The sequence below is a fragment of the Pseudomonas sp. Irchel 3E13 genome, assembly GCF_900187455.1.
Lineage (GTDB): Bacteria > Pseudomonadota > Gammaproteobacteria > Pseudomonadales > Pseudomonadaceae > Aquipseudomonas.
Window position 1 is genome coordinate 235367 of record NZ_FYDX01000007.1, and the last position, 24894, is coordinate 260260.

The window sequence follows — 24894 nt, forward strand, 5'->3', positions numbered from 1 at the left end:
AACACCTGGAGAAAAAGGAATGTCTTCACTCATTCGCGCGGCCCTGATGGGCCTGGTTCTGATCGGCCTCGCCGGCTGCACGACGAAACCCCTGCTGACCCCGAAAGAACTGCTGGTGGTCGGCCACACCTACAGCCATGAAGAGATCAAGAAAGCCATCCTGACCGGCGCCGCCGAGCGCGGCTGGACCGTGCGCAACATCGGCGACGAGGTGATCCAGGCCGATATCCTGGTGCGCAACATGTACTACGCCCGCGTCGATATCACCTACAGCCTCAGCAACTATCGCATCGACTACCGCGACAGCCGCGAGATGGACTACAGGGACGGCAAGATCCACCGCAACTACAACCGCTGGGTCAAGAACCTGGACAAAAGCATCCTGCGCGCGCTGAAACGCATCGAAACCGACCGCATGGTTCAGCGCGCCGTCAGTGAACAACAATCGAGCACCGCTCACTAATCAAGGAGAGACATAGATGCGTCTGAAAACCTGGACCGCCACCACCGCCCTGCTGCTCTGCGCCCTGCCAGGCCTGAGCCAGGCGCGTGATACCGCGCTGTTCCTGCCCTTCGAGAAAGTCGTCCAGCAGATGACCGCCGAGAAGAAGCTGGACGGTTCGGTGAAGTTCTACCTGGCCGGCGTGCAGCCACGCGGCAAGGTCACCGTGGTGAGCCCGAGCGCAGTCACCAACAAGAAGACCAACGCCTTCAACAAGACTGACGAAGCCGCCTGCGAGTGGGCCCTGCAATCGGCGCTGCTGACCATGCAGGACGCCGCGAAGAAGGTGAACGCCAACGCCGTGACCAACATCGCCAGCTACTACAAGAAGAACGAGCGCAAAGACGCCACCGCCTACGAATGCCACGCGGGTGCTGTCATGGCCGGTGTCGCGATCAAAGGCGACCTGTCCCGCGTCGACTGATTACGGTCACGCTTTGCGGGTGAGCAGCTCGACGAAGGCCCCGGCCATCGCCGAGGCCTGCTCCCGGCGCTGCACCAGCCACACCGCCGTCACCGCCTCGGCATCCAGCAGCGTGCGGTAGACCACCCCGTCGATCCGCATGCGCTGGAACGACGCCGGCAACACCGACACCCCCAACCCCGCCGACACCAGCCCGATGATGGTCATCACCTCGCCGGCTTCCTGGGCAAAGTGCGGGCTGAATCCGGCCTGCCGGGCCAGGCTGAGCAACTGCGCATGCAGGCCGCTGCCGTAACTGCGGGGGAAAAATACGAAAGGTTCGTGGGCCAGGTCCGCCAGGTACACACCCTGTTCGCTGCCCTGCGCCAGCGGATGGGCGGCGTTGAGCACCGCCACCAGCGGTTCGCGGAACAGTTCGGTGGCGATCAGACTGTCCGGCAGCGGCAAAGGCCGCATCAGCCCCACCTCGATGCTTTCATCCAGCAACGCATCGGCGACATCGCGGCTGCTCATCTCCTTGAGGTTCAGATGCACCGCCGGAAAACGCTGGCGGAAACTGTAGATCGCCTTGGGAATGCTGGAATTGAACGGTGCCGACGAGGTGAAGCCGATCTTCATTTCACCCAGCTCACCCAACTGTGCGCGGCGCGCCACGTCGGCGGCCTTGTCCACCTGCGCCAGCACCTGGCGCGCCTCTTCGAGAAACAGCCGGCCAGCCTCGCTCAGTTCCACTCGTCGGTTAGTGCGCTCGAACAAGCGCGCGCCCAGTTCCTGCTCCAGCGCCTGGATCTGTTGGCTCAACGGCGGTTGGGATATCCCCAGCACCTGCGCGGCCCGGCCAAAATGCAGCTCTTCGGCGACGGCGATGAAGTAACGCAGGTGGCGCAGTTCCATAAGGACTCCAATAGGTCGTAAAACCTCTTAAACAGGTCGAACAATATATTGGAAATGATCATTAGCCAGCTATATGCTTTTTTGCAGTTGCCCCCGAGGCCGCACCCCGCCGAGGTTTCCGTGAAAACTGCTGTCGCGCCACACGCCCACGAAGTTCCCCCCGCCCCGCTCAACGACGCGGCCGCCACGCTGCAAGACATCTGGATCGAAAAAGGCACCCCGGCCTTTATGCGCACCGTGCTGGCGCTGTTCTGCGGCGGCTTCGCCACCTTCGCCCTGCTCTACTGCGTGCAGCCGATGATGCCGCTGCTGTCGAAGGAATTTTCCATCAATGCCGCGCAGAGCAGCCTGGTGCTGTCGGTGTCCACCGGCTTGCTGGCGTTCGGCCTGCTGATTACCGGGCCAATTTCCGACCGGATCGGGCGCAAGCCGGTGATGGTTTTCGCGCTGTTCTGCGCCGCGCTTTGCACACTCGCCAGCGCGCTGATGCCGACCTGGGAAGGCGTGCTGGCAATGCGCGCACTGGTGGGGCTGTCGCTGAGCGGGCTGGCCGCGGTGGCCATGACCTACCTGAGCGAAGAGATTCATCCGCAACACATCGGCCTGGCCATGGGCCTGTACATCGGCGGCAATGCCATTGGCGGCATGAGTGGCCGGCTGATTACCGGCGTGCTGATCGACTTCGTCAGTTGGCACACGGCAATGCTGGTGATCGGTGGCCTGGCCCTGATCGCGGCGGCGGTGTTCTGGAAGGTCCTCCCCGAGTCGCGCAACTTCCGCGCCCGCTCGATGAACCCGCGCAGCCTGCTGGATGGCTTCGTCCTGCACTTTCGCGATGCCGGTCTGCCGTGGCTGTTCCTGGAAGCCTTCTTGCTGATGGGTGCGTTCGTCACCCTGTTCAACTACATCGGCTATCGCCTGCTGGCCGAGCCTTATCACATGAGCCAGGCGCTGGTGGGGCTGCTGTCGATCGTTTACCTGTCGGGCATCTACAGCTCGGCGCAGATCGGCGCGCTGGCCGACAAGTTGGGCCGGCGCAAGGTGTTCTGGGGCACCATCGTGCTGATGTTCAGCGGCATGCTGATGACCCTGTTCACCGCGCTGCCGCTGGTGATCGTCGGCATGCTGGTGTTCACCTTCGGCTTCTTCGGCGCCCACTCGGTGGCCAGTAGCTGGATTGGCCGGCGCGCGCTGAAGGCCAAGGGGCAGGCCTCGTCGCTGTACCTGTTCAGTTATTACGCGGGGTCGAGCGTGGCGGGGACGGCGGGCGGGGTGGCGTGGCATTACGCCGGGTGGAATGGGATCGGGGTGTTTATCGGTAGCTTGCTGGTGGTGGCGCTGGGTGTGGCGGTGTATCTGAGCAAGCTGCCGCCGAAGGCCGCGTAAAAAGCTGGGGCCGCTATGCGGCCCCAAAATGCAGGATCAGTTCACGATCTCAACCACATCCACATCAATCTCCCGCGACATCAGGTGCTTCTCCACCTCTCCGGTGAGCTTGACCTTGGTCTTGTCATTGAACGCCACGGGCGGCAAGTCTTCGTTGTCGATTTCGACGGTGATGCTGCCGGTGTTGTCCTTGAACTCGTACTTGTCGTCGTTGTTGACCTTCTTGATCACATAACCGGTCAGCACGACCGGGGTGTCATCAGCGGCATCGTTGGCCGCGGCCACGGTGGTGACGGATTGCGCACCCGGGCCGGTATAGCCGGCGCCCGCCGCCAGGGCTGCGGTGCTGAACAGAGGGGCGAGGATAAGGGCGAGGTAACGGGTTTTCATGGTTCTGATCCTTGGTAGGTTTTGATGGGATCAGAGTATCGGGCACGCCTGAATTGAAGCTTAATCCGACCGCCCGCCTGTTATTTCTGTCAGTTGCGCCCCCATGGGGAGGATGGCTTGATGATTCTTCCCTCCAGGAGGACATCACATGGCCAACGCTTATGATCGCTATCTCTCCCTGCTCCTCGTCAGTAGCTGGCTAAGCTTACTGCCCCTATCCGGCACAAGTGCCGAAGACCCGGCCCGCAGCGTGGTCCTGCGCCTGCAAGAGCGCTACGACGATACCCGCCCCGTATGTCCGGACGGCAGCCCCGCGTTCAACTGCAATGGCGTACTGGTGCGCGCCATCCGCGATCCGGCCAACCCGACCTTCTGGAACCCCAGCCCGGAGAATATCGAGCGCAAGGGCGTGTCCTTCTCTTATATTCGCGCCGACGTGGGCAATGACCGACTCGCGGGCGATGCGGGGCTGATCATGGCCGAGCTGGGGGCGCCAACCGAACAGCCGTTGACGGTGCGCTGCGTGTTCCCGCTGAATGCCGGCACCGACAGCCGTATCGAAAGCTGCGGCACCGAGCAGTTTCCCCTGCCCTGTCATCTGAGCGGCGTGGTCGATATCCCCACCTGGCAGGCCCACTTCGCCGAATACGGGGGGACGACTTCGTGTTACTTCGCACCAACGGCCGACTGGTTCCAGTTCAGTATCGAGGTGCGCCAGCACTTCCCGAACCCTATTCACCTCCAGTACTGGAACGAGGTGATAGTCGCTCCCTGGCCGCAGGATGTTCCCGAGGAGTTGCCGCTCGCGGCGCTGTATTGGTCGGGAGCTGGGGATGGGCTGGAGAAGGCACGGCAGATGCAGGACAGTTTCATAAGGGCGACCGGCAAGTTCATCCCCATCGTCAGGATCGAACTGACCCAGCCGGGGCGGGTCTTCTACTACTCGCCGAAGGATCAGGCAGTACAGCCGCCGGAGCAGACCAGGACTTCCGGTAGCCAGGTGACAACACAAAATAACTGACTGGCACACACCTTTTAGCAGCGGGTTTATCCGCGATTACGTCGGTGATTTCACTGTCGCAATCGCAGGTGGACCCGCTACTACAGGGTCGCGTGTATCAGCCGTGGTACTGAGCTGACAGCTCATGCACCGCGTTGATGAACGCGCCGGCATGTTCGGGATCGACTTCCGGGGTGATGCCGTGGCCGAGGTTGAACACGTGGCCCGAACCATGGCCGTAGCTGGCGAGGATGCGCGCCACTTCGGCACGGATGGCTTGCGGCTTGGCGTAGAGCACGGTCGGGTCCATGTTGCCCTGCAGCGCGACCTTGTCACCGACGCGACGGCGGGCGTCGCTGATTTCACAGGTCCAATCCAGGCCCAGCGCGTCGGCGCCGGCCTCGGCGATGCTTTCCAGCCACATGCCGCCGTTCTTGGTGAAGAGGATCACCGGCACTTTGCGCCCTTCGTGCTCGCGGATCAGGCCGCTGACGATCTTGCGCATATAGGCCAGGGAGAACTCCTGGTACGCCGCCGCCGACAGGTTGCCGCCCCAGGTGTCGAAGATCTGCACCGCTTGCGCACCGGCGAGAATCTGGCCGTTGAGATAGCTGGTGACCGACTGCGCCAGCTTGTCCAGCAGCAGGTGCATGGCTTGTGGGTTGTCGTAGAGCATGGCCTTGGTCTTGCGGAAGTCTTTCGACGATCCGCCTTCGACCATGTAGGTCGCCAGGGTCCACGGGCTGCCGGAGAAACCGATCAGCGGTACACGGCCGTTCAGTTCGCGGCGGATGGTGCTGACCGCATCCATCACGTAGCCCAGGTCTTTCTGCGGATCAGGAATCGGCAGCGCCTCGATGTCGGCCAGGGTGCTGACGACTTTCTTGAAGCGCGGACCTTCGCCGGTCTCGAAGTACAGGCCCTGGCCCATGGCATCGGGGATGGTGAGGATGTCGGAGAAGAGGATCGCGGCGTCCAGCGGGTAGCGGTCCAGCGGCTGCAGGGTCACTTCGCAGGCAAATTGCGGGTTCATGCACAGGCTCATGAAATCACCGGCCTTGGCGCGGCTGGCACGGTACTCCGGCAGGTAGCGGCCGGCCTGGCGCATCATCCACACCGGGGTGACGTCTACGGGTTGCTTGAGCAGGGCGCGCAGGAAACGATCGTTCTTCAAGGCAGTCATGTCGGCATCCGGAAAAAAAGTGCGGGCATTTTCTCAGACAGACAAAGAAAAGGCACGGTGGAGACCGTGCCTTTTGTCTATCAGAGTGCCCTGGGTCAATAGTTTTTATTGTTGCGCCCAGTGGTATATCACACGCCCAGGTAGTCGAGAATCCCTTCGGCGGCGTTGCGGCCTTCGAAGATTGCCGTTACCACCAGGTCGGAACCGCGGACCATGTCGCCACCGGCGAAGATCTTCGGGTTGCTGGTCTGGTGCTTGAACGCGCCCTTCTCGGGAGCGACCACGCGGCCCTGGCTGTCGGTCTGGATACCGAACTGCTCGAACCATGGCGCCGGGCTCGGACGGAAACCGAAGGCGATGACCACAGCGTCGGCCGGGATGATCTCTTCGGAGCCCGGGATCGGCTCAGGGCTGCGGCGGCCGCGGGCGTCCGGTTCGCCGAGACGGGTCTCGACCACTTTCACGCCTTCGACCTTGTCTTCGCCAACGATGGCGATCGGCTGACGGTTGTAGAGGAACTTCACGCCTTCTTCCTTGGCGTTCTTCACCTCTTTGCGCGAGCCGGGCATGTTCGCTTCGTCGCGGCGATACGCACAGGTCACGGCTTTGGCGCCCTGGCGGATGGAGGTGCGGTTGCAGTCCATCGCGGTGTCACCACCGCCCAGCACCACGACCTTCTTGCCCTTCATGTCGACGAAATCTTCCGGCGACTTTTCAAAGCCCAGGTTGCGGTTGACGTTAGCCACCAGGAAATCCAGCGCGTCATGCACGCCCGGCAGGTCTTCACCCGGGAAGCCGCCCTTCATGTAGGTGTAGGTGCCCATGCCCATGAACACCGCATCGAATTCTTCGAGCAGTTGTTCCATGGTCACGTCCTTGCCCACCTCGGTGTTCAGACGGAACTCGATACCCATGCCGGAGAAGACTTCGCGGCGATTGCTCAGCACGGTCTTTTCCAGCTTGAACTCGGGGATGCCGAAGGTCAGCAGGCCACCGATTTCCGGGTTCTTGTCGAACACCACCGGGGTCACACCGCCGCGCACCAGGATGTCGGCGCAGCCCAGGCCAGCAGGGCCGGCGCCGACAATGGCGACGCGCTTGCCGGTTGGCTTGACCTTGGACATGTCCGGACGCCAGCCCATGGCGAAGGCGGTGTCGGTGATGTACTTCTCCACCGAGCCGATGGTGACCGCGCCGAAGCCGTCATTGAGGGTGCATGCACCTTCGCAGAGACGGTCCTGCGGGCAGACGCGACCGCAGACTTCCGGCAGGGTGTTGGTCTGGTGCGACAGTTCCGCAGCCGCGAGGATGTTGCCTTCGGAGACCAGCTTCAACCAGTTGGGGATGAAGTTGTGCACCGGGCACTTCCACTCGCAGTACGGGTTACCGCAACCCAGGCAACGGTGGGCCTGTTCGGCCGATTGTTGGGGTTTGAAAGGCTCGTAGATTTCCACGAACTCTTTCTTGCGCTGGCGCAGCAGCTTCTTCTTTGGATCCTTGCGCCCGACTTCGATGAACTGGAAGTCATTACTCAGACGTTCAGCCATTTTTCAAAACCTCTTTACCGCAGCTGCACGCTGCAAGACGATCACGTTAGCCGGCGGGCCCCGCGGGGCACCGCCGCTTGCAACTGCTTATTGCGGGTTGGCCCGAGTGCTGGAGAGCAGGTTCTTCAGGTTTGCCGCCTTCGGCTTGACCAGCCAGAAGCGACGAACGTAGTCGTCCAGGTTCTCCCAGAGCTCGCGGCCCCATTCGCTACCGGTTTCTTCGACGTACTCGGTCAGCACGCGGTGCAGATGGCTGCGGTAAGCCTCCATCGCCTCGCCGGTGATCCGCTGGATTTCCACCAGCTCATGGTTCAGCTTGTCGACGAAGCTGTTGTCCATGTCCAGTACGTAGGCGAAACCGCCCGTCATGCCGGAGCCGAAGTTGTAGCCGGTCTTGCCCAGGACGCAGACAAAACCACCAGTCATGTATTCGCAGCAGTGATCGCCGGTGCCTTCGACGATGGTGTGGGCACCGGAGTTGCGCACGGCGAAACGCTCGCCCGCGGTACCGGCGGCGAACAGCTTGCCGCCAGTGGCGCCGTACAGGCAGGTGTTGCCGATAATGGCGCTGTCCTGGGTGGCAAACGGGCTGCCGGCAGGCGGCACGATGGTCAGCTTGCCACCGGTCATGCCTTTGCCGACGTAGTCGTTGGCGTCACCTTCCAGGTGCATGTTCAGGCCACCGGCGTTCCACACGCCGAAGCTCTGACCAGCAGTGCCCTTGAAGCGGAAGGTGATCGGTGCCTTGGCCATGCCCTGGTTGCCGTGCAGACGGGCGATCTCACCGGAAATCCGCGCGCCGATGGAACGGTCGCAGTTGCAGATATCCAGGTCGAATTCGCCGCCGCTCAGGTCGCGGATCGCCGGAAGGGCCATCTGCACCATCTTCTCGGCCAACAGGCCCTTGTCGAACGGCGGGTTGCGGTCAACTCCGCAGAACTGCGGCTTGTCGGCCGACACGTGCGGGCTGCCCAGCAGCGGGCTGAGGTCGAGGTGTTTCTGCTTCTCGGTTTCGCCCGGCAGCATTTCCAGCAGGTCGGTACGGCCGATCAGCTCACCGAGGCTGCGCACGCCCAGGCGGGCCAGCCACTCACGGGTTTCTTCGGCGATGTAGGTGAAGAAGTTCACCACCATGTCGACGGTACCGATGTAGTGGTCCTTGCGCAGCTTGTCGTTCTGGGTCGCTACGCCGGTGGCGCAGTTGTTCAGGTGGCAGATGCGCAGGTATTTGCAGCCCAGGGCGATCATCGGCGCGGTGCCGAAGCCGAAGCTCTCGGCGCCGAGGATGGCCGCCTTGATTACGTCGAGGCCGGTTTTCAGGCCGCCATCGGTCTGTACCCGGACCTTGCCGCGCAAGTCGTTGCCGCGCAGGGTCTGGTGAGTTTCGGCCAGGCCCAGTTCCCACGGGGCGCCAGCGTACTTGATCGAGGTCAGCGGCGACGCACCGGTACCACCGTCATAACCAGAGATGGTGATGAGGTCGGCGTAGGCCTTGGCCACACCGGCGGCGATGGTGCCGACACCGGCTTCCGCCACCAGCTTGACCGATACCAGCGCCTGCGGGTTGACCTGCTTGAGGTCGAAGATCAGTTGCGACAGGTCTTCGATCGAGTAGATGTCATGGTGCGGCGGAGGCGAAATCAGGGTCACGCCCGGAACCGCGTAGCGCAGCTTGGCGATCAGGCCGTTGACCTTGCCGCCTGGCAGTTGACCACCCTCGCCCGGCTTGGCGCCTTGAGCAACCTTGATCTGCAGCACTTCGGCGTTGACCAGGTACTCGGGGGTGACACCGAAACGACCGGTGGCGACCTGTTTGATTTTCGAACTGCGGATGGTGCCGTAGCGGGCCGGATCTTCGCCGCCCTCACCGGAGTTGGAACGCGCGCCCAGGCGGTTCATTGCCTCGGCCAGCGCTTCGTGGGCTTCCGGCGACAGCGCGCCCAGGGAGATGCCGGCGGAGTCGAAGCGTTGCAGGATCGCTTGCAGCGGTTCGATTTCGCTCAGGTCCAGCGCCTGGTCGGCGGTCTTCACCTTGAGCAGGTCGCGGATCATCGACACCGGACGGTTGTCCACCAGCGCGGTGTATTCCTTGAACTTCTCGTAGTCGCCTTGTTGCACGGCGGCTTGCAGGGTGTTGACCACGTCCGGGTTGTAGGCGTGGTATTCGCCGCCGTGGACGAACTTCAGCAGACCGCCCTGCTGGATCGGCTTGCGCGGGCTCCAGGCTTCGGCGGCGAGCAGTTTCTGCTCGTTCTCGATGTCGACGAAACGCGCACCTTTCAGGCGGCTGGCAACGCCACAGAAGCTCAGGCCAACCACTTCTTCCGACAGACCAACCGCTTCGAACAGCTGTGCTCCGCGGTACGAGCCGACGGTGGAGATACCCATCTTCGACAGGATCTTCAGCAGGCCCTTGGAGATGCCTTTGCGGTAGTACTTGAAGACTTCGTCCAGATCGCCCAGCACTTCGCCGGTGCGGATCAGGTCGGCCAGCACTTCGTAGGCCAGGTACGGGTAGACCGCCGAGGCGCCGAAGCCGAGCAGCACGGCGAAGTGATGCGGGTCACGGGCAGTGGCGGTTTCCACCAGGATGTTGCTGTCGCAACGCAGGCCTTTTTCGGTCAGGCGGTGGTGCACGGCACCCACAGCAAGCGAGGCGTGAGCCGGCAGCTTGCCCGGTGCGATATGACGGTCGGTCAGCACCAGTTGGGTTTTGCCAGCGCGCACGGCTTCTTCGGCCTGGTCGGCGATGTTGCGCACCGCAGCTTCCAGACCCAGGCTTTCTTCATAGTTGAGGTCGATGACATGACGCTCGAAGCCAGGGCGGTCGAGGTTCATCAGCGAACGCCACTTGGCCGGCGAGATGACCGGCGAGCTGAGGATCACCCGCGACGCATGCTCGGGCGATTCCTGGAAGATATTGCGCTCGGCACCGAGGCAGATCTCCAGCGACATGACGATGGCTTCACGCAGCGGGTCGATCGGCGGGTTGGTCACCTGCGCGAACTGCTGGCGGAAGTAGTCGTAGGTCGAACGCACGCGCTGCGACAGGATCGCCATCGGCGTGTCGTCGCCCATGGAACCCACGGCTTCCTGGCCCTGCTCGCCGAGCGGACGCAGCACTTGGTCACGTTCTTCGAAGGTGACCTGGAACATCTTCATGTATTGCTTGAGCTGGTCGGTGTCGTAGCTCGCCGCGCCTTGGTCGTCGCTCAGGTCGGCCTGAATGCGCAGGGCATTCTGGCGCAGCCAGCGCTTGTACGGATGGCGCGACTTGAGGCGGTTGTCGATGGCGTCGGTGTCGAGGATCTGGCCGGTTTCGGTGTCCACGGCAAAGATCTGGCCCGGGCCGACACGGCCCTTGGCGATGACATCTTCAGGCTTGTAGTCCCACACGCCGATTTCCGACGCCAGGGTGATGTAGCCGTTCTTGGTGGTGACCCAGCGCGCCGGCCGCAGGCCGTTGCGGTCGAGCAGGCAGACCGCGTGACGACCTTCGGTCATCACCACGCCGGCAGGACCGTCCCACGGCTCCATGTGCATGGAGTTGTATTCGTAGAAGGCGCGCAGGTCGGCGTCCATGGTCTCGACGTTCTGCCACGCTGGCGGAATGATCATCCGCACGCCGCGGAACAGGTCGATACCACCGGTGACCATCAGTTCGAGCATGTTGTCCATCGAGGACGAGTCGGAACCCACGCGGTTGACCAGCGGGCCCAGCTCTTCCAGATCCGGGATCAGTTCGTTCTCGAACTTGGTGCGACGGGCCTGGGCCCAGTTGCGGTTACCGGTGATGGTGTTGATCTCGCCGTTATGGGCGAGGAAGCGGAAGGGCTGCGCCAGCGGCCACTTCGGCAGGGTGTTGGTGGAGAAGCGCTGGTGGAACACGCAGATCGCGGTCTGCAGGCGCTCGTCACTGAGGTCCGGATAGAAGGCGGTGAGGTCCGCCGGCATCATCAGGCCTTTATAAATGATGGTCTTGTGCGAAAAGCTGCAGATGTAGTGGTCGGTGTCTTCGGCGTTGGCGACCGAAGAGCGGCGACGGGCACTGAACAGCTTGATGGCGAATTCCTGATCGCTCAGGCCTTCACCGCCGACGAACACCTGTTCGATCTGCGGCAAGCGCTCGAGGGCGAGGCGGCCGAGAACGCTGGTGTCGATCGGGACCTTGCGCCAGCCCACCAGTTGCAGGCCGGCAGCGAGGATCTCGCGGTTCATGTTTTCGCGCGCGGCTTCGGCTTTGGCGTCGTTCTGATTGAAGAACACCATGCCCACGGCGTACTGCTTGGGCAGCTCGTTGCCGAATTGCGCCTTGGCAACTGCGCGCAGGAACGCGTCGGGCTTCTGCATCAGCAGACCGCAACCGTCGCCGGTCTTGCCGTCGGCGTTGATCCCACCGCGGTGGGTCATGCAGGTCAGGGCTTCAATAGCCGTTTGCAAAAGGTGGTGGCTGGGTTCGCCCGTCATATGGGCGATCAGGCCAAAACCACAGTTGTCCTTGAATTCTTCGGGATGGTACAGACCTGTTTTCATAGACACATTCTCACCAGGTTCGCCTCTCACAAAGGCAAATCTCTTTTTAATACAACCACTTACCATCCACGCCGAACGAACGCCAGCTTTGCGGGGGCAATACGGGTGCCATTGTTGCACAGCGACAGGGACGCCCACAAATTTGCTGACGAATCAGCGAAAATCCATGTCGCATTTTTGAATGTTTTTAAGCGAATGCCGTGGTAACGGCGATGCTCGAGTCTGAAGCGTTTCAGCCTGGACTGCAACACGAGCTTGTGGCCGGCAGTCTGGGACAGAAAAGCCTGCCGCGTTCGACGCAGCAGGCTTGACTTGGGTTCAGGAGTCGCTCAGCAGGTGGCGGGGGTAGTGCCACCGAGCTATTTCAGCGGGTCGACAGGTCTTGTTGGACGCTGGCGACAGTGCGAGGCCAAGGTTTACCAGCCTGGACCTTGGCTGGCAAGGCCTTGATTGCATTGAGGGCTGCATCGCGGCTGGAGAAGTTGCCGTAGGTCACGACGTAGAGCGGCTTGCCCTGAAGGTTTTTCTTGAAGTAGCGATAGTCGCCACCCTCGGCTTTCACGTAGGCCTGGGCGGTGGCTTCGGAGCTGGTGCCGAGGATCTGCACAACGTAGTTGCCCGGTGCTTGCGAGGCATACCAGCCACCACCGGCCGTGCCGGCAGGTGCCGCAGCCGGCTTGGCGGCGGGTTTTTCCGCAGGTTTTACGGCAGGAACGGCAGGCTTGGCAGTCGCCACTTCAGTCACGGGCTTGGGCGCAGGTGCAACCGGCTTGGCGGCTGCTGGAGCGACAGGCTGGTGAGCAGGCGCAACCGGCTGTGCGGAGGCGATGGTCTGAGACGGCTGGATCGGCTGCGCCGGGGTCGGCGCCGGGCCTGCTACCGCGCCCGCAGGCGGGGCGATGGTGGTCACCGTCGGCGGTTGCAGCGCGGTGTTGCCGGCAGGACCGGATTCTTCGCCCTCACTCATGCCGGCCGCTTCAGCCAGCGGGCCGCGCATTACCGGTTGCGACTGGCCTACCAGCGGCAGTGGCATTGGCTGCGACGAACCAGCGAACTCGATCGCCGGGCCGCCATTGTTCGACTGTGCATTGCTCGGCTGCCCCTGCCCCAGCGGCAGTTGCGCCTGCTCGGCGGGTGCGCCGGTCTTCGGCTGGTCGCCTTTCTTCGGCATCAGCACGGCGGCGCCGACAGCGATCACTACTACGGCAGACAGCGCCAGCACATGTTTCTTCGGCATAGAGAACCCCACAGATGGTCGCTTCGCCGTCGAGCGGCTGGCGATCATGGCTTCGATCAAGGTATCGCGGGCGACCTGGTTGATGACCCCAGGCCAGCCGTCGGAGTTGTGGTGAATATCGACGACCTGCTCACTGGTGAACACCTCAATGCCACGCCCCGCACCTTCCAGACGTTGCTCCAGGTACTCCCGGGTCTCGTCTTCGGTGTAGGGTTGCAGCTCGATGACATGAAAACGCTCTTCCTCGATTTCCAGCGCTTCCAGGCCGGCGATCAGTGACGGCTCGCCGAACAGGAACACGTGGGGGCGACCTTCCGCGGTGCCCGCCGCCAGTTCCAGCAACGCTTGGAGTGCCGACTCGCCAAGTTGTTCCGCATCGTCGACCAGCAAATAGACTTCCTGGCCGGTCAGGCCCAGTTGCACCACCTGGGCGAGAATCAGCGGCACTTCAGCCTTGGCCACACCCAGCGACTGCGCCACCTGGGCGAGAACGCCGGCCGCATCGCTGGCGCTGCGCGCGGATACCACCACGCTCTGCACCGACTGCTTGTTGGTGCTGGCCACCAGGGCCTGACGCAGCAAGGTCTTGCCGGCGCCTTGCGGGCCGGTCACCACCAGCAGCAACTGGCTATAACGGGCGAGGTGGTGCAGTTGCCCCAGGACCGGCTTGCGCTGGGCAGGGAAGAATTTGAACCCGGGGACGCGAGCGGCGAAGGGATCGTGATTCAACTGATAGTGGCCGAGAAAGGCCTCGTCGGCATGCAAACTGGTCATCGGACTCTCATCAACCTCAAAGCTGGGCCACGATTGCGCGGTAATCCGCCGCCAGCGTGGCCTGAAGAATCTCTTGCGGATAGTCGTCGGTTACCACGGCCTCGCCCATGTGACGCAGCAAAACCAGACGCAGACGGCCATCGAGCACTTTTTTGTCCACCGACATGTGTTGCATGAACTGCGCCGGCGTCATTTCCTCCGGCGGTACCACCGGCAATCCGGCGCGCTGCAGCAGGCGAATGCCACGGTCGCGTTCCTGCTGACTGATCCAGCCAAGGCGCATGGACATCTCCAAGGCCATGACAGTACCGGCTGCCACTGCTTCGCCATGCAGCCAGACACCATAGCCCATGTGCGTCTCGATGGCGTGACCGAAGGTGTGGCCGAGGTTCAGCGTAGCGCGCACTCCGGTCTCACGCTCATCGGCACCGACCACGGCGGCCTTGGCGGCGCAGGAGCGGCGGATGGCTTCGGTCAGGGCGACAGCGTCGACGTTGCGCAGGGCATCGACATGCTCTTCGAGCCAGCCGAGGAAAGGTTCGTCGCAAATCAGCCCGTACTTGATCACCTCGGCCAGCCCCGCAGACAACTCGCGCGCCGGCAAGGTGCGCAGGCTGTCGGTATCGATCAGCACCGCGTTGGGCTGATAGAAGGCGCCGACCATGTTCTTGCCCAGCGGGTGGTTGATGCCGGTCTTGCCGCCCACGGACGAGTCGACCTGGGACAGCAGCGTGGTCGGTACCTGGATGAAGTCCACGCCACGCTGGTAGCAGGCGGCGGCGAAGCCGGCCATGTCACCGATAACGCCGCCACCGAGGGCGACCACAGTGGTACGACGATCATGCCGTGCGGTGAGCAGGGCGTCGAAAATCAGTTGCAGGGTTTCCCAGTTCTTGAAGGACTCGCCGTCCGGCAGCACCACCGGCAATACCGAGTAAGCGCCAAGGGTACGGCTCAGGCGTTCGAGGTACAGCGGCGCGACGGTCTCGTTGGAAACGATGGCGACCTGCCGACCCGCGATATGCGGTGCCAGCAGTTCGGGTTGATCCAGCAGGCCCCCACCGATGTAGATCGGGTAGCTGCGTTCGCCCAGTTCGACCTTAAGTGTCTGCATGTGTCCCCACAAAGAACAAAGGCGCGGGCTCGAACATTCGGCCCGCGCGATAACGGATTGCCCTGTCACGGCATGACTGGTCGCCGAGGATAGTCATGCGCTAACGGGGCGGCAACTTCTGCAAGCGCTCAAGAATGTCCAGCACCACCATGCGTGGTGGCCGCTCGTCGGTTTCGACCACCAGGTCGGCGATCTCCCGATACAGCGGGTCGCGCATCGTCAGCAACGCTCGCAGGGTTTCCTCGGGATTCGCGGTACGCAGCAAGGGGCGATTGCGATCGCGGGCGGTACGTCCCACCTGTTGCTCCACCGAAGCATGCAGGTAGATCACCCGGCCGCCATCGTGCAAAGCCTTGCGGTTGGCATCGCGCATTACCGCGCCACCACCGGTCGCCAGGACGACGCCGTCGGCAGCGCACAGCTCGGCGATCATGGCCTGCTCGCGGTCACGGAAACCCGGCTCACCTTCTTTGTCGAAGATCCATGGGATATTGGCGCCCGTGCGCAATTCAATTTCCTTATCGGAATCCTTGAATGGCAGGCGTAGCTCTTTGGCCAGCAGGCGGCCGATGGTGCTTTTGCCAGCACCCATCGGCCCAACAAGTATCAAATTTCGCACAGAATCAATGACTCACAGCAATCGCCTGGTCATTCATGATACGCGGAGTCAGGAAGACCAGCAGCTCGGATTTTTTCTCGATGATGGCGGAGCGACGAAACAGCCGCCCAACATACGGCACATCGCCCAAAAATGGCACCTTATCCTGCACATTACTTTTGGTTGTCGAGTACACGCCACCGATGACGATGGTCTGGCCATCAGCAATCTGCACCCGCGCGTTCAGCTCGTTCTTGCGGATTGGCGGCACCGTGCCCTGAAGATTGAGGTAGTCCGGCTCGTCCTTGGTGACCTTGACCTGCATGCTCACCCGCCCGCCGGGCATGATCTGCGGCGTGACTTCCAGCGACAGCGACGCCTCGCGAAAGGTGGTCGATGTAGCGCCATTGGCCCCCGATTCCTGATAAGGCACCTCGCTGCCCTTGAGAATCCGCGCGGTTTCCTTGTCGGCGGTCATGACCTTGGGCTGGGAGATGATTTCGCCGTTTCCGGACTTCTCCATGGCGTTCAATTCCAGATCCAGCAGCCGGCCATCGCCCACCAGGCCGAAGCCGATGCCTGACGTCGCCTTGTCCAACCCCAGATCGACGAAGGTTGGCGCCTCAGCCCCCACGGCTTTCAACCTGCCGCCCGCCAGCGAGCCGCCCCAGCGCACGCCCAACCCTCGCTCGTAGTCGACATTCGCCTCGACGATACGGGCTTCGATCATGATCTGACGGACCGGAACATCCAGTTGCCCAAGCAACTGTCGCAGGATTTCCAGCCGCTCCGGACTCTGACTGGTGATCAGCATATTGGTGCGCTCATCGACGCTGATTGCACCCCAGGGCGCTTCGTCCGGGCTGTCCTGCAACAGCGGCTGGAATAACGCGGCAATATCCGTGGCCCGGGCGTGATTGACCTGCAGCAGGGCCTGCTCCCGCAACCCGGATGATGGCAGCCCCGCATTGTTCAACTCCGCCAGCGGCGCCACCATCAGCACGTTGCCCTCCAAGCGCTTGCCGAGCCCCTTGCTGCGCAGCACCGTATCGAGCGCCTGATCCCATGGCACGTCCTGCAAGCGCAGGGTCACAGAGCCTTGCACCGCGTCGCTGACCACCAGATTGACCCCGGTGAAGTCAGCCAGCACCTGCAACACCGCACGCACCTCGACATCCTGGAAATTCAGCGAAAGCGGCTTGCCGCTGTGACCTCCAGGCGCAGATACCGCGCCGACAAGGGGCGAAAACAGCACCAGCACGCATAACCCCAAGGACCTGAACATCCTGTTCATTCCGTCTCCTTTCACGCTAATCATCCCTCGGCCACCGATCCCAGGCGCAGTACGCGCGGGATCGGCCCAGCCGCTTCCGGCGCGATCAACTCGATCCGCCCCTCATCAATACTCGCTACCCGTTCCGGCCCCAGCAGATCACCCTCGCGCAGCGGATAAAGCACCTCACCGACCCGGACCAACGCCACCTGCCCTTGCTGGCCACGCAGATGCCCGACCATCGTCACCCCCGCCAAAGGCGCGGCCTCGCTCGCCAACGGCTCAGCGGCCGTGAATGGATCACGAGGCTCCGCAGACTGAAGCATCGACACCCCAGGCAAGGTATCAACCAGCGCAGCGCGGTAAGCCTGAAGGCGCAGTTGCACAAGCAGCGGCCCGGAGGGACGGTCATCAGGTGCCGCCAGATGCAACTCCTGCAGCGCGACCAGCCGACCAAGCCCGGCAAGCCCCGAGAGAAACCCCTGTAACGCCGAGTAGTCCCCCGTGGCCTGCACCTGGATAGGAAGTTCGACGTGGTGCTCCCGTGTCCTGGCGTCCTCGACCGTCACCTGCTCGAACGTCAGCCCCACACCCAGGCGCGCCAGGTTTTGCAGCAGGCTCGCCAAGCCGTCGTCATCGAACAACTCGCGCCGATCACCCGCCAGTTCCGCCTCCAGTTGCCGCACCTGCTGCTGATGCGTTTCCAGGCGTGCCGCCAGTGCGGATCGGCCTTCCCAGTGGGACTGCGACTGACTGTGGCTAACTTCGGCCTGCTCAATGCGCTCAACCAGACCACGCCCATAAATGACGAAGCCCGCCAGCGGAATGATCAACAGGCAGCCGCCCATCAGCAGCGCCTTCACTGGCCAGGAGTACTTCACCAGCCTCGACCATACCGGCCCAGTACTCAGCGACACGCTCATGACGGTTCTACAGCCGCGGCCGGGCGCATGCTGACCACTATCTGAAAGCGCTCGCCCTGGCTGGACGACTTCACCTCCTGGAGGTCCGGAGCACTCAAGCCAGGTGATTGCCCCAGGTTGCGCAGCAGGTGCGCGACGTCAGTGCCCGAGCGGGCCAGCCCGGACAGCCTCAGTTCATCACCGGCCAGTTGCAGCCCATCGAGCCGGACCTGTGCCGGCACGATCCGCGTCAGGTGGTTCAGCAGTTCGGCCCCGGATTGGCCTTGGCGCCGCAACGCCTGTAGTTCGTTGCGCTGCTCAGCAAGGGCGTCACGCCGGACTACCAAGCCTTCGACCTCAGCCACGGGGCCATCAAGCGCGGCAGTCTGTTCATCCAGGCGGCTGTTTTCCTTCAATTGCGCGCTCAGTCGCTGATCGAGCAGTCCGAAGACGACAACCATCAGCAGTCCGCCCAGCAGCGCCGCCGCCAGCAACCCGTATTGAAAGGTGCGGATCGCCCGCTGACGGCGCCATTCCCGCCAGGGCAACAAATTGACCGCGTGCATCAGGCGTATCCTCGCAGCGCCAGCCCGCAGGCCACACCCAGCATCGGCGCTGCCTGACGCAGATCGGCGGCCCCCTGCTGTGGCTCAAGCAACGTCGCCAGTGGGTCAAACGGTTGCGTCACCACACCGAGGCGCTGCCGCAATTGCCCGGCCAGCCCATCCCAGTCAGCACGCGCACCCGCGAGCCAGAGCTGGTCCGGCATCGCACCCGGCTCACGCAGCAGGCACAAGTCGACAAACTCGACCAACCTCTCCAGTTGCGGCTCAAGCGGCACATGGCGCTCGCTGAACGACGGCGTGCCTTCCTTGGTGAATGCCTGGAACACCCAGCCATCCGCCTCCAGTTGCAGCACCGCCGCCAGTCCCGTCGGCTGGCGGCTCAACACCCGCTGCCAGGCATGGCTGTCGATGTCGACGATCCGCGCCCGCAAGCCGGCCAGGTCCATGACCGCTTCCATGCCGTCCAGCCACTCCTGGCGACAAGCCGTGAAGGCCACGCTCAGGAAGCCCGGGGCACCGGCAGATACCTGGTAATCGAGCGCGGCCTCTTCCACCGCGAAGGGAATGAATTGCTCGGCCTCGTCACGCAGCCGTTCGTCGATTTCATCGTCATCGAGCTCCGACGGCATTGCCACAGCATGCTGGATCACCACCGAGGCCGGCACCGCCAGCGCAACTTCGCGACGACTCGCGCCGCTGCGCGCAAAGGCGCGCATCAAGGCCGCGGCGACTGCCTCATGATCAATCACCCGGCCGTCCACCACGGCACCGCGCGAAAGTGGCTCGACCGCCCAGCCTCGTACGCGAAGCCCCTCCTCCCGGCGTTCCAGTTGCAGCACCCTGACAGCGCAAGAGGCGATTTCCACCCCCAGCAGTGAACCGGCATCCCAGCCTGAGCGTCCAAACATCCTGTTTCCTCATTTCCATCGAAAAAGCGAGAGCGTCCAGGATCAGGAAGACGCCACTGGCACCCTCCTGACTCCCGGTGCAAATCACGCGGGGAAGTGAAAATTGCTTATAATGCCCAGCGTTGTGCGACACGTGTAACGTGTCTCCCGTCCCAAGCTGTAGGGTCAGCTTGAGAGATTCCCAAAGGAATCAAATACTTGGGTATCCATCCCCTTGAACCAAAACCCGCCCAGAAGTCCCTCGCCTTAAAGGACTTGCCGCAGCGGCGGTGGCAAAACCCCTAGGTCGCTGAGCACTCGGAAGCGCGACTGCGGACCGATTTTATCGGTCTTGGAGTGCCATTCGTCGGAAAGTGATATGTACGAAATGAGTCAGGACACATTCGGCATCATTTGCCTCACTAGCCTCCTAATCTTTTGCTTAGGGCTGGCAACGTGGGCCAACTGGTCAGAGGTCAAGAAACGCTTCAAACGGTCACCTCCACGACACTAACTCAAGCCCTTGCGGCTTCAACCCTCGCGGGAGAAATCCCCGCTGGGGTTTCTCCTGCCTCAAAACAGGAGTAACCCAACCTAAGTGAGCCGCCACAACGGTCCCCACTTCTTCCAAACGGAGACATGAGCGAAAGCTCTGTCTGTCATTGTCCAACCATCGCTAATACAGGATGGCAGCGGACTCGTTGTGCGACCAACGGTAGCCTACGACGGCGTGCATCACTAGTAATGGTGGTGTTCGAAGCCCGTCCGACAATGTAGCCCCCCTCCTAGGGGTGCCGCTCTCCTGCGAGGGAAGCGGTAGATACTCGGAGCAGCACCGGGTTGAGGCGCTAGGCTGACTGGTATGGACAACATACGTGAACTGCTAATAAACACCGTAAGCATTACCAAGCCAAAACTGCTGTTAGGCTTGAACCAAAAGGTACGCGGTCGGTTATCTCCGTGGCGCTTGGGGATACGTCGCCTCATATGATCGCCGGTGAAAAGGCAGGTCCTAACCCAGTCGTGTGACAGATAGGGAACGTGGTAAGCCCGTATCGCTGCCCTTGGGCAGGTGAACCGTAAGGAACACTGTTGGCGGTGCGGGTATGGGATCGCAGAGAAAGCGAATGCCAGGCTGTAATGGCTTGGATAGGGGTTGGAACATTACCCCACGGGAAACCGGGCAGACTTCTGCGTGGTCTTCCGCCGCAATAACTCTGACTGAGACCGTCTCATTAACTTCAGGGCCTAGCTCCATTGGCCCTTGATAATCCTACCCTGATGGGGTGCATGCACCCCTCAGGGGGTACGTGCGCCTTCCGCTCGGGTGGTTTCACTTTGAGAGGAAAGCAGCATGAAAGAGCTCAGCCAGCAAGGTGAGTCTGCGCTTTCCGGCACTCCGCAACAGTGGCACGACGTCGATTGGCGCCGAGCCCAGCGGAATGTCCGGGGAATGCAGATGCGAATTGCGAAGGCTTGTCGGGAAGGCAAATGGCGCAGAGTCAAATCTCTGCAACGGATGCTCACCCGCTCGAAGTCGGCCAGATACTTGGCCGTACGGAGAGTCACGGAAAATCAGGGGAGCCGCACGGCGGGAGTCGATAAGCAACTCTGGGATACACCCAACGCAAAATGGAATGCGGTTGGTCAGTTGAAGACGCGGGGATACAAGGCCCGGCCACTACGGCGAGTCTACATCCCGAAGTCGGATGGACGGGAACGCCCACTGGGTATACCGACCATGACGGACAGAGCCATGCAAGCGCTGTACATGCTGGCTCTGTCTCCCATCGCTGAAACCCGAGGCGATCCGAATAGCTACGGTTTCAGGATCGAACGTTCCACGGCGGATGCGATGGCGCAGTTGTTCTTATGTCTATCCAAACGGGCTTCGGCCTGTTGGGTATTGGACGCAGACATCGAAGGATTCTTCGACAACATCAACCACGACTGGCTGTTAAGGAATGCCCCAACGGAAACACGGATGCTGCGGCAATGGTTAAAGGCCGGGGTCATCCACAAAGGGCAGCTACACGCAACGGATGCAGGTACGCCGCAAGGGGGGATCATCTCCCCGACGCTGGCAAATCTGGCACTGGATGGTCTGGAAAGGCTCCTCAAGGAGTACTTGGGGGTGACAAGGGCGAAAAAGCTGAAGGTGAACGTGGTGCGATACGCCGACGACTTCGTGATCACAGGGGCCTCTCCGGAGGTTCTGGAGAATGAAGTAAAACCTTGGGTAGAGCAGTTCCTCGCAACGCGCGGGCTACGGTTGTCACTCAAGAAAACGCGCATCGCCCACATCGACGAAGGCTTTGACTTCCTTGGCTGGAATTTCCGGAAGTACGACGGAACGTTACTGATCAAGCCGAACAAGAAGAACGTCAAGGCGTTCTACAGCAAGATCAGAGAGGCAATCGACTCTCACAAGACGGTCAAGCAGGAGGATCTGATCCGACTGCTCAACCCGAAACTGAGGGGCTGGGCGCTGTACCATCAGCCAGTCGTCGCGAAACAGGCTTACAGCCGAATGGACCACAGAGTGTTTATCAAACTCTGGCGTTGGGCGAAGAGGCGGCACCCTAACAAGTCCCTCGACTGGGTAAGGAAGAAGTATTTCCGAACCTCAGGAGACAGGACCTGGGTGTTTGCCACCACAGTGGTAGATGCAGACGGAGGCAAAAGGGAGGTCGAGCTGTACTCGCTCACGAGTACTCCGATCGAGCGACACAAAAAGGTGAGTGGGGATTACAACCCCTACGATCCCGCCATGGAGGCTCAAGGCGAGAAACTGCGGATGGACCGGATGCTGAGCAAACTCAAATACCGGAAACAAATCGGCAGCCTCTTTGCCAGCCAAAATGGACTGTGTCTGCTGTGTAAGCAACCGATAACCAAGGAGACAGGGTGGCATGACCACCACGTCGTCCACCGCTCCCTCGGCGGTGGAGACGAACTGGCCAATCGGATACTCTTACACCCTAACTGCCACAACCAACTGCATACTCGTGGCCTGCACGTGAACAAACCGGCTTCCATCGGAAGCTTAGTGAAGGCTTGAGCCGTATGCGCTGAAAGGCGCACGTACGGTTCTTAGGGGGGAGTCAGCCAGGAATGGCTGGCTCCCACCCGACTTTCTGGCCCGCCGGGCCCTGCGCTCAACCCAAAACTCCAACTGGACATCCCAAAGCCTTGATACGCCTGCTGAAGTTCTTCTGGTGGTCTTTCGTCGCAGTCATTTGCGCAGCCGTACTCGGTCTGAGTGGCGCGTTTCTGTATCTTAGTCCCAGCCTCCCTTCGGTCGAGGCGCTGCGAAGCATCCAGTTGCAGATACCCCTGAGGGTGTACAGCAGTGACGGAAAGCTGATCGCCGAGTTTGGCGAAATGCGCCGCTCTCCAATCCGTTTCGCGGATATTCCCCCACACTTCATTCAGGCGTTGCTGTCAGCCGAGGACGACAATTTCCTCAATCACTATGGTGTTGACCCCAGCAGCCTGATGCGTGCCGCCTCTCAGTTGGTCAAGTCCGGGCACATCCAGACCGGCGGCAGCACCATCACCATGCAGGTGGCGAAGAACTTCTTCCTGTCCAGCGAGCGCAGTTTCTCGCGCAAGACCAACGAAATTCTCCTGGCCCTGCAGATCGAGCGGGAGCTGACCAAGGACGAAATCCTCGAGCTGTACGTCAACAAGATTTACCTGGGCAACCGTGCCTACGGCATCGAAGCCGCGGCGCAGGTGTATTACGGCAAGTCGATCCGCGACATCAGCCTGGCGCAGATGGCAATGATCGCCGGCCTGCCCAAGGCGCCGTCGCGCTTCAACCCGCTGGCCAACCCGGCCCGGGCCAAGGAGCGCCGCGACTGGATCCTCGGACGCATGTACAAGCTGGGCAAGATCGACGAGTCCAGCTACCAGGCCGCCCTCGCCGAGCCGCTGAACGCCAGTTATCACGTGCCGACGCCAGAAGTGAACGCACCGTACATCGCCGAAATGGCCCGCGCCGAGATGGTCGGCCGCTACGGCAGCGACGCCTACACCGAAGGTTTCCGGGTCACCACTACGGTGCCGAGCGACCTGCAGGCCATCGCCAACAACGCCGTACTCGACGGGCTCACCGACTACGACAAGCGCCACGGCTACCGCGGCCCCGAGTCGCGTCTGCCGGGCAAGACCCGCGCCGCGTGGCTGCAGGAACTGGGCAAGCAGCGCAACATGGGCGGCCTGGAGCCGGCCATCGTGATCCAGGTCGACAAGACTGGCCTGCGCGTACTGACCAAGTCCGGCGACGAGGCCACCGTTGCCTGGGACACCATGAAATGGGCGCGCCCGTTCCTCAACACCAATAGCCAGGGCCGCAGCCCGCAGCAGGCGAGCGATGTTTCGCAGGTCGGCGACCTGATCCGGGTCCGCCGGATGGACGACGGCAGTCTGGCCTTCAGCCAGGTGCCCGGCGCACAGAGCGCGCTGGTCACCCTCGACCCGAACAACGGAGCAATCCGCGCACTGGTCGGCGGCTTCTCGTTCGAGCAGAGCAACTACAACCGCGCCATGCAGGCCAAGCGCCAGCCGGGCTCCAGCTTCAAGCCATTCGTCTATAGCGCGGCACTGGATAACGGCTACACCGCCGCCAGCCTGGTGAACGACGCACCGATCGTGTTCGTCGACGAGTACCTGGACAAAGTCTGGCGTCCGAAGAACGACACCAACACCTTCCTCGGCCCGATCCGCATGCGCGAGGCGCTGTACAAGTCGCGCAACCTGGTGTCGATCCGCCTGCTGCAAAGCATGGGCGTCGACAAGACCATCGACTACATCGCCAAGTTCGGTTTCAACAAGCAGGACCTGCCGCGCAACCTGTCCCTGGCTCTGGGCACCGCGACCTTGACGCCGATGGAAATCGCCACCGGTTGGAGTGCTTTCGCCAACGGCGGCTTCAAGATCAGTCCGTACCTGATCGATCGTATCGACAGCCGTAACGGCGAAACCCTGTTTACCGCCAATCCGGCGCGGGTTCCGTCGGGGCAGGAAGACCAGGCCGGTATTGCCGCGCCGCAAGTGCAGGCGATCACTACCGATGCCACGGCAGCGCCTTCCACGCAGCCACAGGTGCCGCTGACCGCAGAGCGGATCATCGACGGGCGTACCAGCTACATCCTCACCAGCATGCTGGAGGACGTCATCAAGCGCGGCACCGGGCGTCGCGCCATGGCACTGGGCCGCAACGACCTGGCCGGCAAGACCGGGACCACCAACGAATCCAAGGACGCCTGGTTCTCCGGGTACAACGCCGACTACGTCACGACGGTCTGGACCGGCTTTGACCAGCCTGAAACCCTGGGCCGTCGCGAGTATGGCGGCACAGTGTCGCTGCCGATCTGGATGAGCTTCATGGGCCCCGCGCTCAAGGGCAAGCCCGAGCACCGGCTGCCAGAGCCGGAAGGCATCCTCAGCCTGCGCGTCGATCCGGTCAGTGGCCGCGCGGCAACGCCGGGGACGCCGAATGCCTACTTCGAACTGTTCAAGGCCGAGGACACTCCGCCTTCGGTCAACGAGCTGGGCAATGGCAGCGCACCGGGCAGCCCGCTGCCAGCGGATGAAGCGGCGCCGATGGATCTGTTCTGACTGAAGCTGGCCGCTCACAATTCTGTAGCGGCCCTTCGCGGCTAACAGCCGCTCACAGG

The 24894-nt window shown here is 62.2% G+C and carries 18 protein-coding genes; 6 read left to right on the forward strand and 12 right to left on the reverse strand.

Features of this window, described 5'->3' with window-relative positions; genetic code table 11:
- The first annotated feature begins 19 nt into the window (after positions 1–19).
- Together CKW37_RS14045 and CKW37_RS14050 are read left to right on the forward strand one after the other, a co-directional pair.
- The gene (locus tag CKW37_RS14045) at positions 20–463 is read left to right on the forward strand and encodes a hypothetical protein (protein ID WP_095156310.1); all 444 of its coding nucleotides are present in this window, start codon (positions 20–22) and stop codon (positions 461–463) included.
- A 16-nt stretch (positions 464–479) separates the two neighbouring features.
- Positions 480–926 carry an excinuclease gene (locus CKW37_RS14050; protein WP_095156311.1) on the forward strand — a complete coding sequence of 149 codons (447 nt, stop codon included), beginning with the start codon at positions 480–482 and terminating at the stop codon, positions 924–926.
- Between the two features lie 6 nt (positions 927–932).
- Here CKW37_RS14050 and CKW37_RS14055 read toward each other — a convergent pair whose 3' ends face one another.
- Positions 933–1820, reverse strand: a complete 888-nt coding sequence (locus CKW37_RS14055) for a LysR family transcriptional regulator (protein ID WP_095156312.1) — start codon at positions 1818–1820, stop codon at positions 933–935.
- A gap of 228 nt (positions 1821–2048) precedes the next feature.
- Here CKW37_RS14055 and CKW37_RS14060 point away from each other — a divergent pair, with 228 nt between their 5' ends.
- Positions 2049–3206, forward strand: coding sequence for an MFS transporter (locus CKW37_RS14060; RefSeq protein ID WP_256587761.1), 1158 nt, complete (start codon positions 2049–2051; stop codon positions 3204–3206).
- Between the two features lie 36 nt (positions 3207–3242).
- Here the strand turns inward: CKW37_RS14060 and CKW37_RS14065 are convergent, their stop codons facing one another.
- The gene (locus CKW37_RS14065; RefSeq protein ID WP_095156314.1) at positions 3243–3596 is read right to left on the reverse strand and encodes a NirD/YgiW/YdeI family stress tolerance protein; all 354 of its coding nucleotides are present in this window, start codon (positions 3594–3596) and stop codon (positions 3243–3245) included.
- A 148-nt stretch (positions 3597–3744) separates the two neighbouring features.
- Between CKW37_RS14065 and CKW37_RS14070 the strand changes: the two genes are divergently transcribed.
- Positions 3745–4617 (forward strand): hypothetical protein, encoded by an 873-nt coding sequence (locus tag CKW37_RS14070; protein WP_095156315.1) that lies wholly within the window; start codon positions 3745–3747, stop codon positions 4615–4617.
- Positions 4618–4714: 97 nt separating this feature from the next.
- Here the strand turns inward: CKW37_RS14070 and hemE are convergent, their stop codons facing one another.
- The 10 genes from hemE to pilM all read right to left on the reverse strand — a co-directional run bounded on the left by hemE (position 4715) and on the right by pilM (position 19231).
- On the reverse strand, positions 4715–5779 hold the full coding sequence (gene hemE, locus CKW37_RS14075) for a uroporphyrinogen decarboxylase (protein WP_095156316.1): 1065 nt from the start codon (positions 5777–5779) through the stop codon (positions 4715–4717).
- A 128-nt stretch (positions 5780–5907) separates the two neighbouring features.
- Positions 5908–7326, reverse strand: coding sequence for an FAD-dependent oxidoreductase (locus tag CKW37_RS14080; protein ID WP_095156317.1), 1419 nt, complete (start codon positions 7324–7326; stop codon positions 5908–5910).
- 87 nt (positions 7327–7413) lie between these two features.
- On the reverse strand, positions 7414–11859 hold the full coding sequence (gene gltB, locus CKW37_RS14085) for a glutamate synthase large subunit (protein WP_095156318.1): 4446 nt from the start codon (positions 11857–11859) through the stop codon (positions 7414–7416).
- 364 nt (positions 11860–12223) lie between these two features.
- Positions 12224–13870: an SPOR domain-containing protein gene (locus tag CKW37_RS14090; RefSeq protein WP_095156319.1), complete on the reverse strand. Its 1647-nt coding sequence runs from the start codon at positions 13868–13870 to the stop codon at positions 12224–12226.
- 16 nt (positions 13871–13886) lie between these two features.
- Positions 13887–14984 (reverse strand): 3-dehydroquinate synthase, encoded by a 1098-nt coding sequence (gene aroB, locus CKW37_RS14095; protein ID WP_095156320.1) that lies wholly within the window; start codon positions 14982–14984, stop codon positions 13887–13889.
- A 100-nt stretch (positions 14985–15084) separates the two neighbouring features.
- On the reverse strand, positions 15085–15603 hold the full coding sequence (gene aroK / locus CKW37_RS14100) for a shikimate kinase AroK (protein ID WP_095156321.1): 519 nt from the start codon (positions 15601–15603) through the stop codon (positions 15085–15087).
- 4 nt (positions 15604–15607) lie between these two features.
- Positions 15608–16876 (reverse strand): type IV pilus secretin PilQ, encoded by a 1269-nt coding sequence (locus CKW37_RS14105; protein WP_371864289.1) that lies wholly within the window; start codon positions 16874–16876, stop codon positions 15608–15610.
- Between the two features lie 20 nt (positions 16877–16896).
- Positions 16897–17778 carry a type 4a pilus biogenesis protein PilO gene (pilO, locus tag CKW37_RS14110; RefSeq protein ID WP_095156322.1) on the reverse strand — a complete coding sequence of 294 codons (882 nt, stop codon included), beginning with the start codon at positions 17776–17778 and terminating at the stop codon, positions 16897–16899.
- Complete coding sequence (locus CKW37_RS14115; RefSeq protein WP_095156323.1) at positions 17775–18323, reverse strand: PilN domain-containing protein; 549 nt, start codon at positions 18321–18323, stop codon at positions 17775–17777. The genes pilO and CKW37_RS14115 overlap by 4 nt, the downstream gene beginning before the upstream one ends.
- Complete coding sequence (pilM, locus tag CKW37_RS14120; RefSeq protein ID WP_095156324.1) at positions 18323–19231, reverse strand: type IV pilus biogenesis protein PilM; 909 nt, start codon at positions 19229–19231, stop codon at positions 18323–18325. The genes CKW37_RS14115 and pilM overlap by 1 nt, the downstream gene beginning before the upstream one ends.
- 1333 nt (positions 19232–20564) lie before the next feature.
- Between pilM and ltrA the strand changes: the two genes are divergently transcribed.
- Entirely contained in the window at positions 20565–22271 is a 1707-nt protein-coding gene (gene ltrA, locus CKW37_RS14125) for a group II intron reverse transcriptase/maturase (RefSeq protein ID WP_095156325.1), read from the forward strand.
- A 134-nt stretch (positions 22272–22405) separates the two neighbouring features.
- Complete coding sequence (locus CKW37_RS14130) at positions 22406–24835, forward strand: penicillin-binding protein 1A (protein ID WP_371864293.1); 2430 nt, start codon at positions 22406–22408, stop codon at positions 24833–24835.
- The last annotated feature ends 59 nt before the right edge of the window (positions 24836–24894 follow it).

Bases quoted from the DNA above. Each gene is read 5' to 3' on its own strand.
- CKW37_RS14045 (WP_095156310.1), top strand. From the start codon at position 20: ATGTCTTCACTCATTCGCGCGGCCCTGATGGGCCTGGTTCTGATCGGC.
- CKW37_RS14050 (WP_095156311.1), top strand. From the start codon at position 480: ATGCGTCTGAAAACCTGGACCGCCACCACCGCCCTGCTGCTCTGCGCC.
- CKW37_RS14055 (WP_095156312.1), bottom strand. From the start codon at position 1,820: ATGGAACTGCGCCACCTGCGTTACTTCATCGCCGTCGCCGAAGAGCTG.
- CKW37_RS14060 (WP_256587761.1), top strand. From the start codon at position 2,049: ATGCGCACCGTGCTGGCGCTGTTCTGCGGCGGCTTCGCCACCTTCGCC.
- CKW37_RS14065 (WP_095156314.1), bottom strand. From the start codon at position 3,596: ATGAAAACCCGTTACCTCGCCCTTATCCTCGCCCCTCTGTTCAGCACC.
- CKW37_RS14070 (WP_095156315.1), top strand. From the start codon at position 3,745: ATGGCCAACGCTTATGATCGCTATCTCTCCCTGCTCCTCGTCAGTAGC.
- hemE (WP_095156316.1), bottom strand. From the start codon at position 5,779: ATGACTGCCTTGAAGAACGATCGTTTCCTGCGCGCCCTGCTCAAGCAA.
- CKW37_RS14080 (WP_095156317.1), bottom strand. From the start codon at position 7,326: ATGGCTGAACGTCTGAGTAATGACTTCCAGTTCATCGAAGTCGGGCGC.
- gltB (WP_095156318.1), bottom strand. From the start codon at position 11,859: ATGAAAACAGGTCTGTACCATCCCGAAGAATTCAAGGACAACTGTGGT.
- CKW37_RS14090 (WP_095156319.1), bottom strand. From the start codon at position 13,870: ATGACCAGTTTGCATGCCGACGAGGCCTTTCTCGGCCACTATCAGTTG.
- aroB (WP_095156320.1), bottom strand. From the start codon at position 14,984: ATGCAGACACTTAAGGTCGAACTGGGCGAACGCAGCTACCCGATCTAC.
- CKW37_RS14105 (WP_371864289.1), bottom strand. From the start codon at position 16,876: ATGAACAGGATGTTCAGGTCCTTGGGGTTATGCGTGCTGGTGCTGTTT.
- pilO (WP_095156322.1), bottom strand. From the start codon at position 17,778: ATGAGCGTGTCGCTGAGTACTGGGCCGGTATGGTCGAGGCTGGTGAAG.
- CKW37_RS14115 (WP_095156323.1), bottom strand. From the start codon at position 18,323: ATGCACGCGGTCAATTTGTTGCCCTGGCGGGAATGGCGCCGTCAGCGG.
- pilM (WP_095156324.1), bottom strand. From the start codon at position 19,231: ATGTTTGGACGCTCAGGCTGGGATGCCGGTTCACTGCTGGGGGTGGAA.
- ltrA (WP_095156325.1), top strand. From the start codon at position 20,565: ATGAAAGAGCTCAGCCAGCAAGGTGAGTCTGCGCTTTCCGGCACTCCG.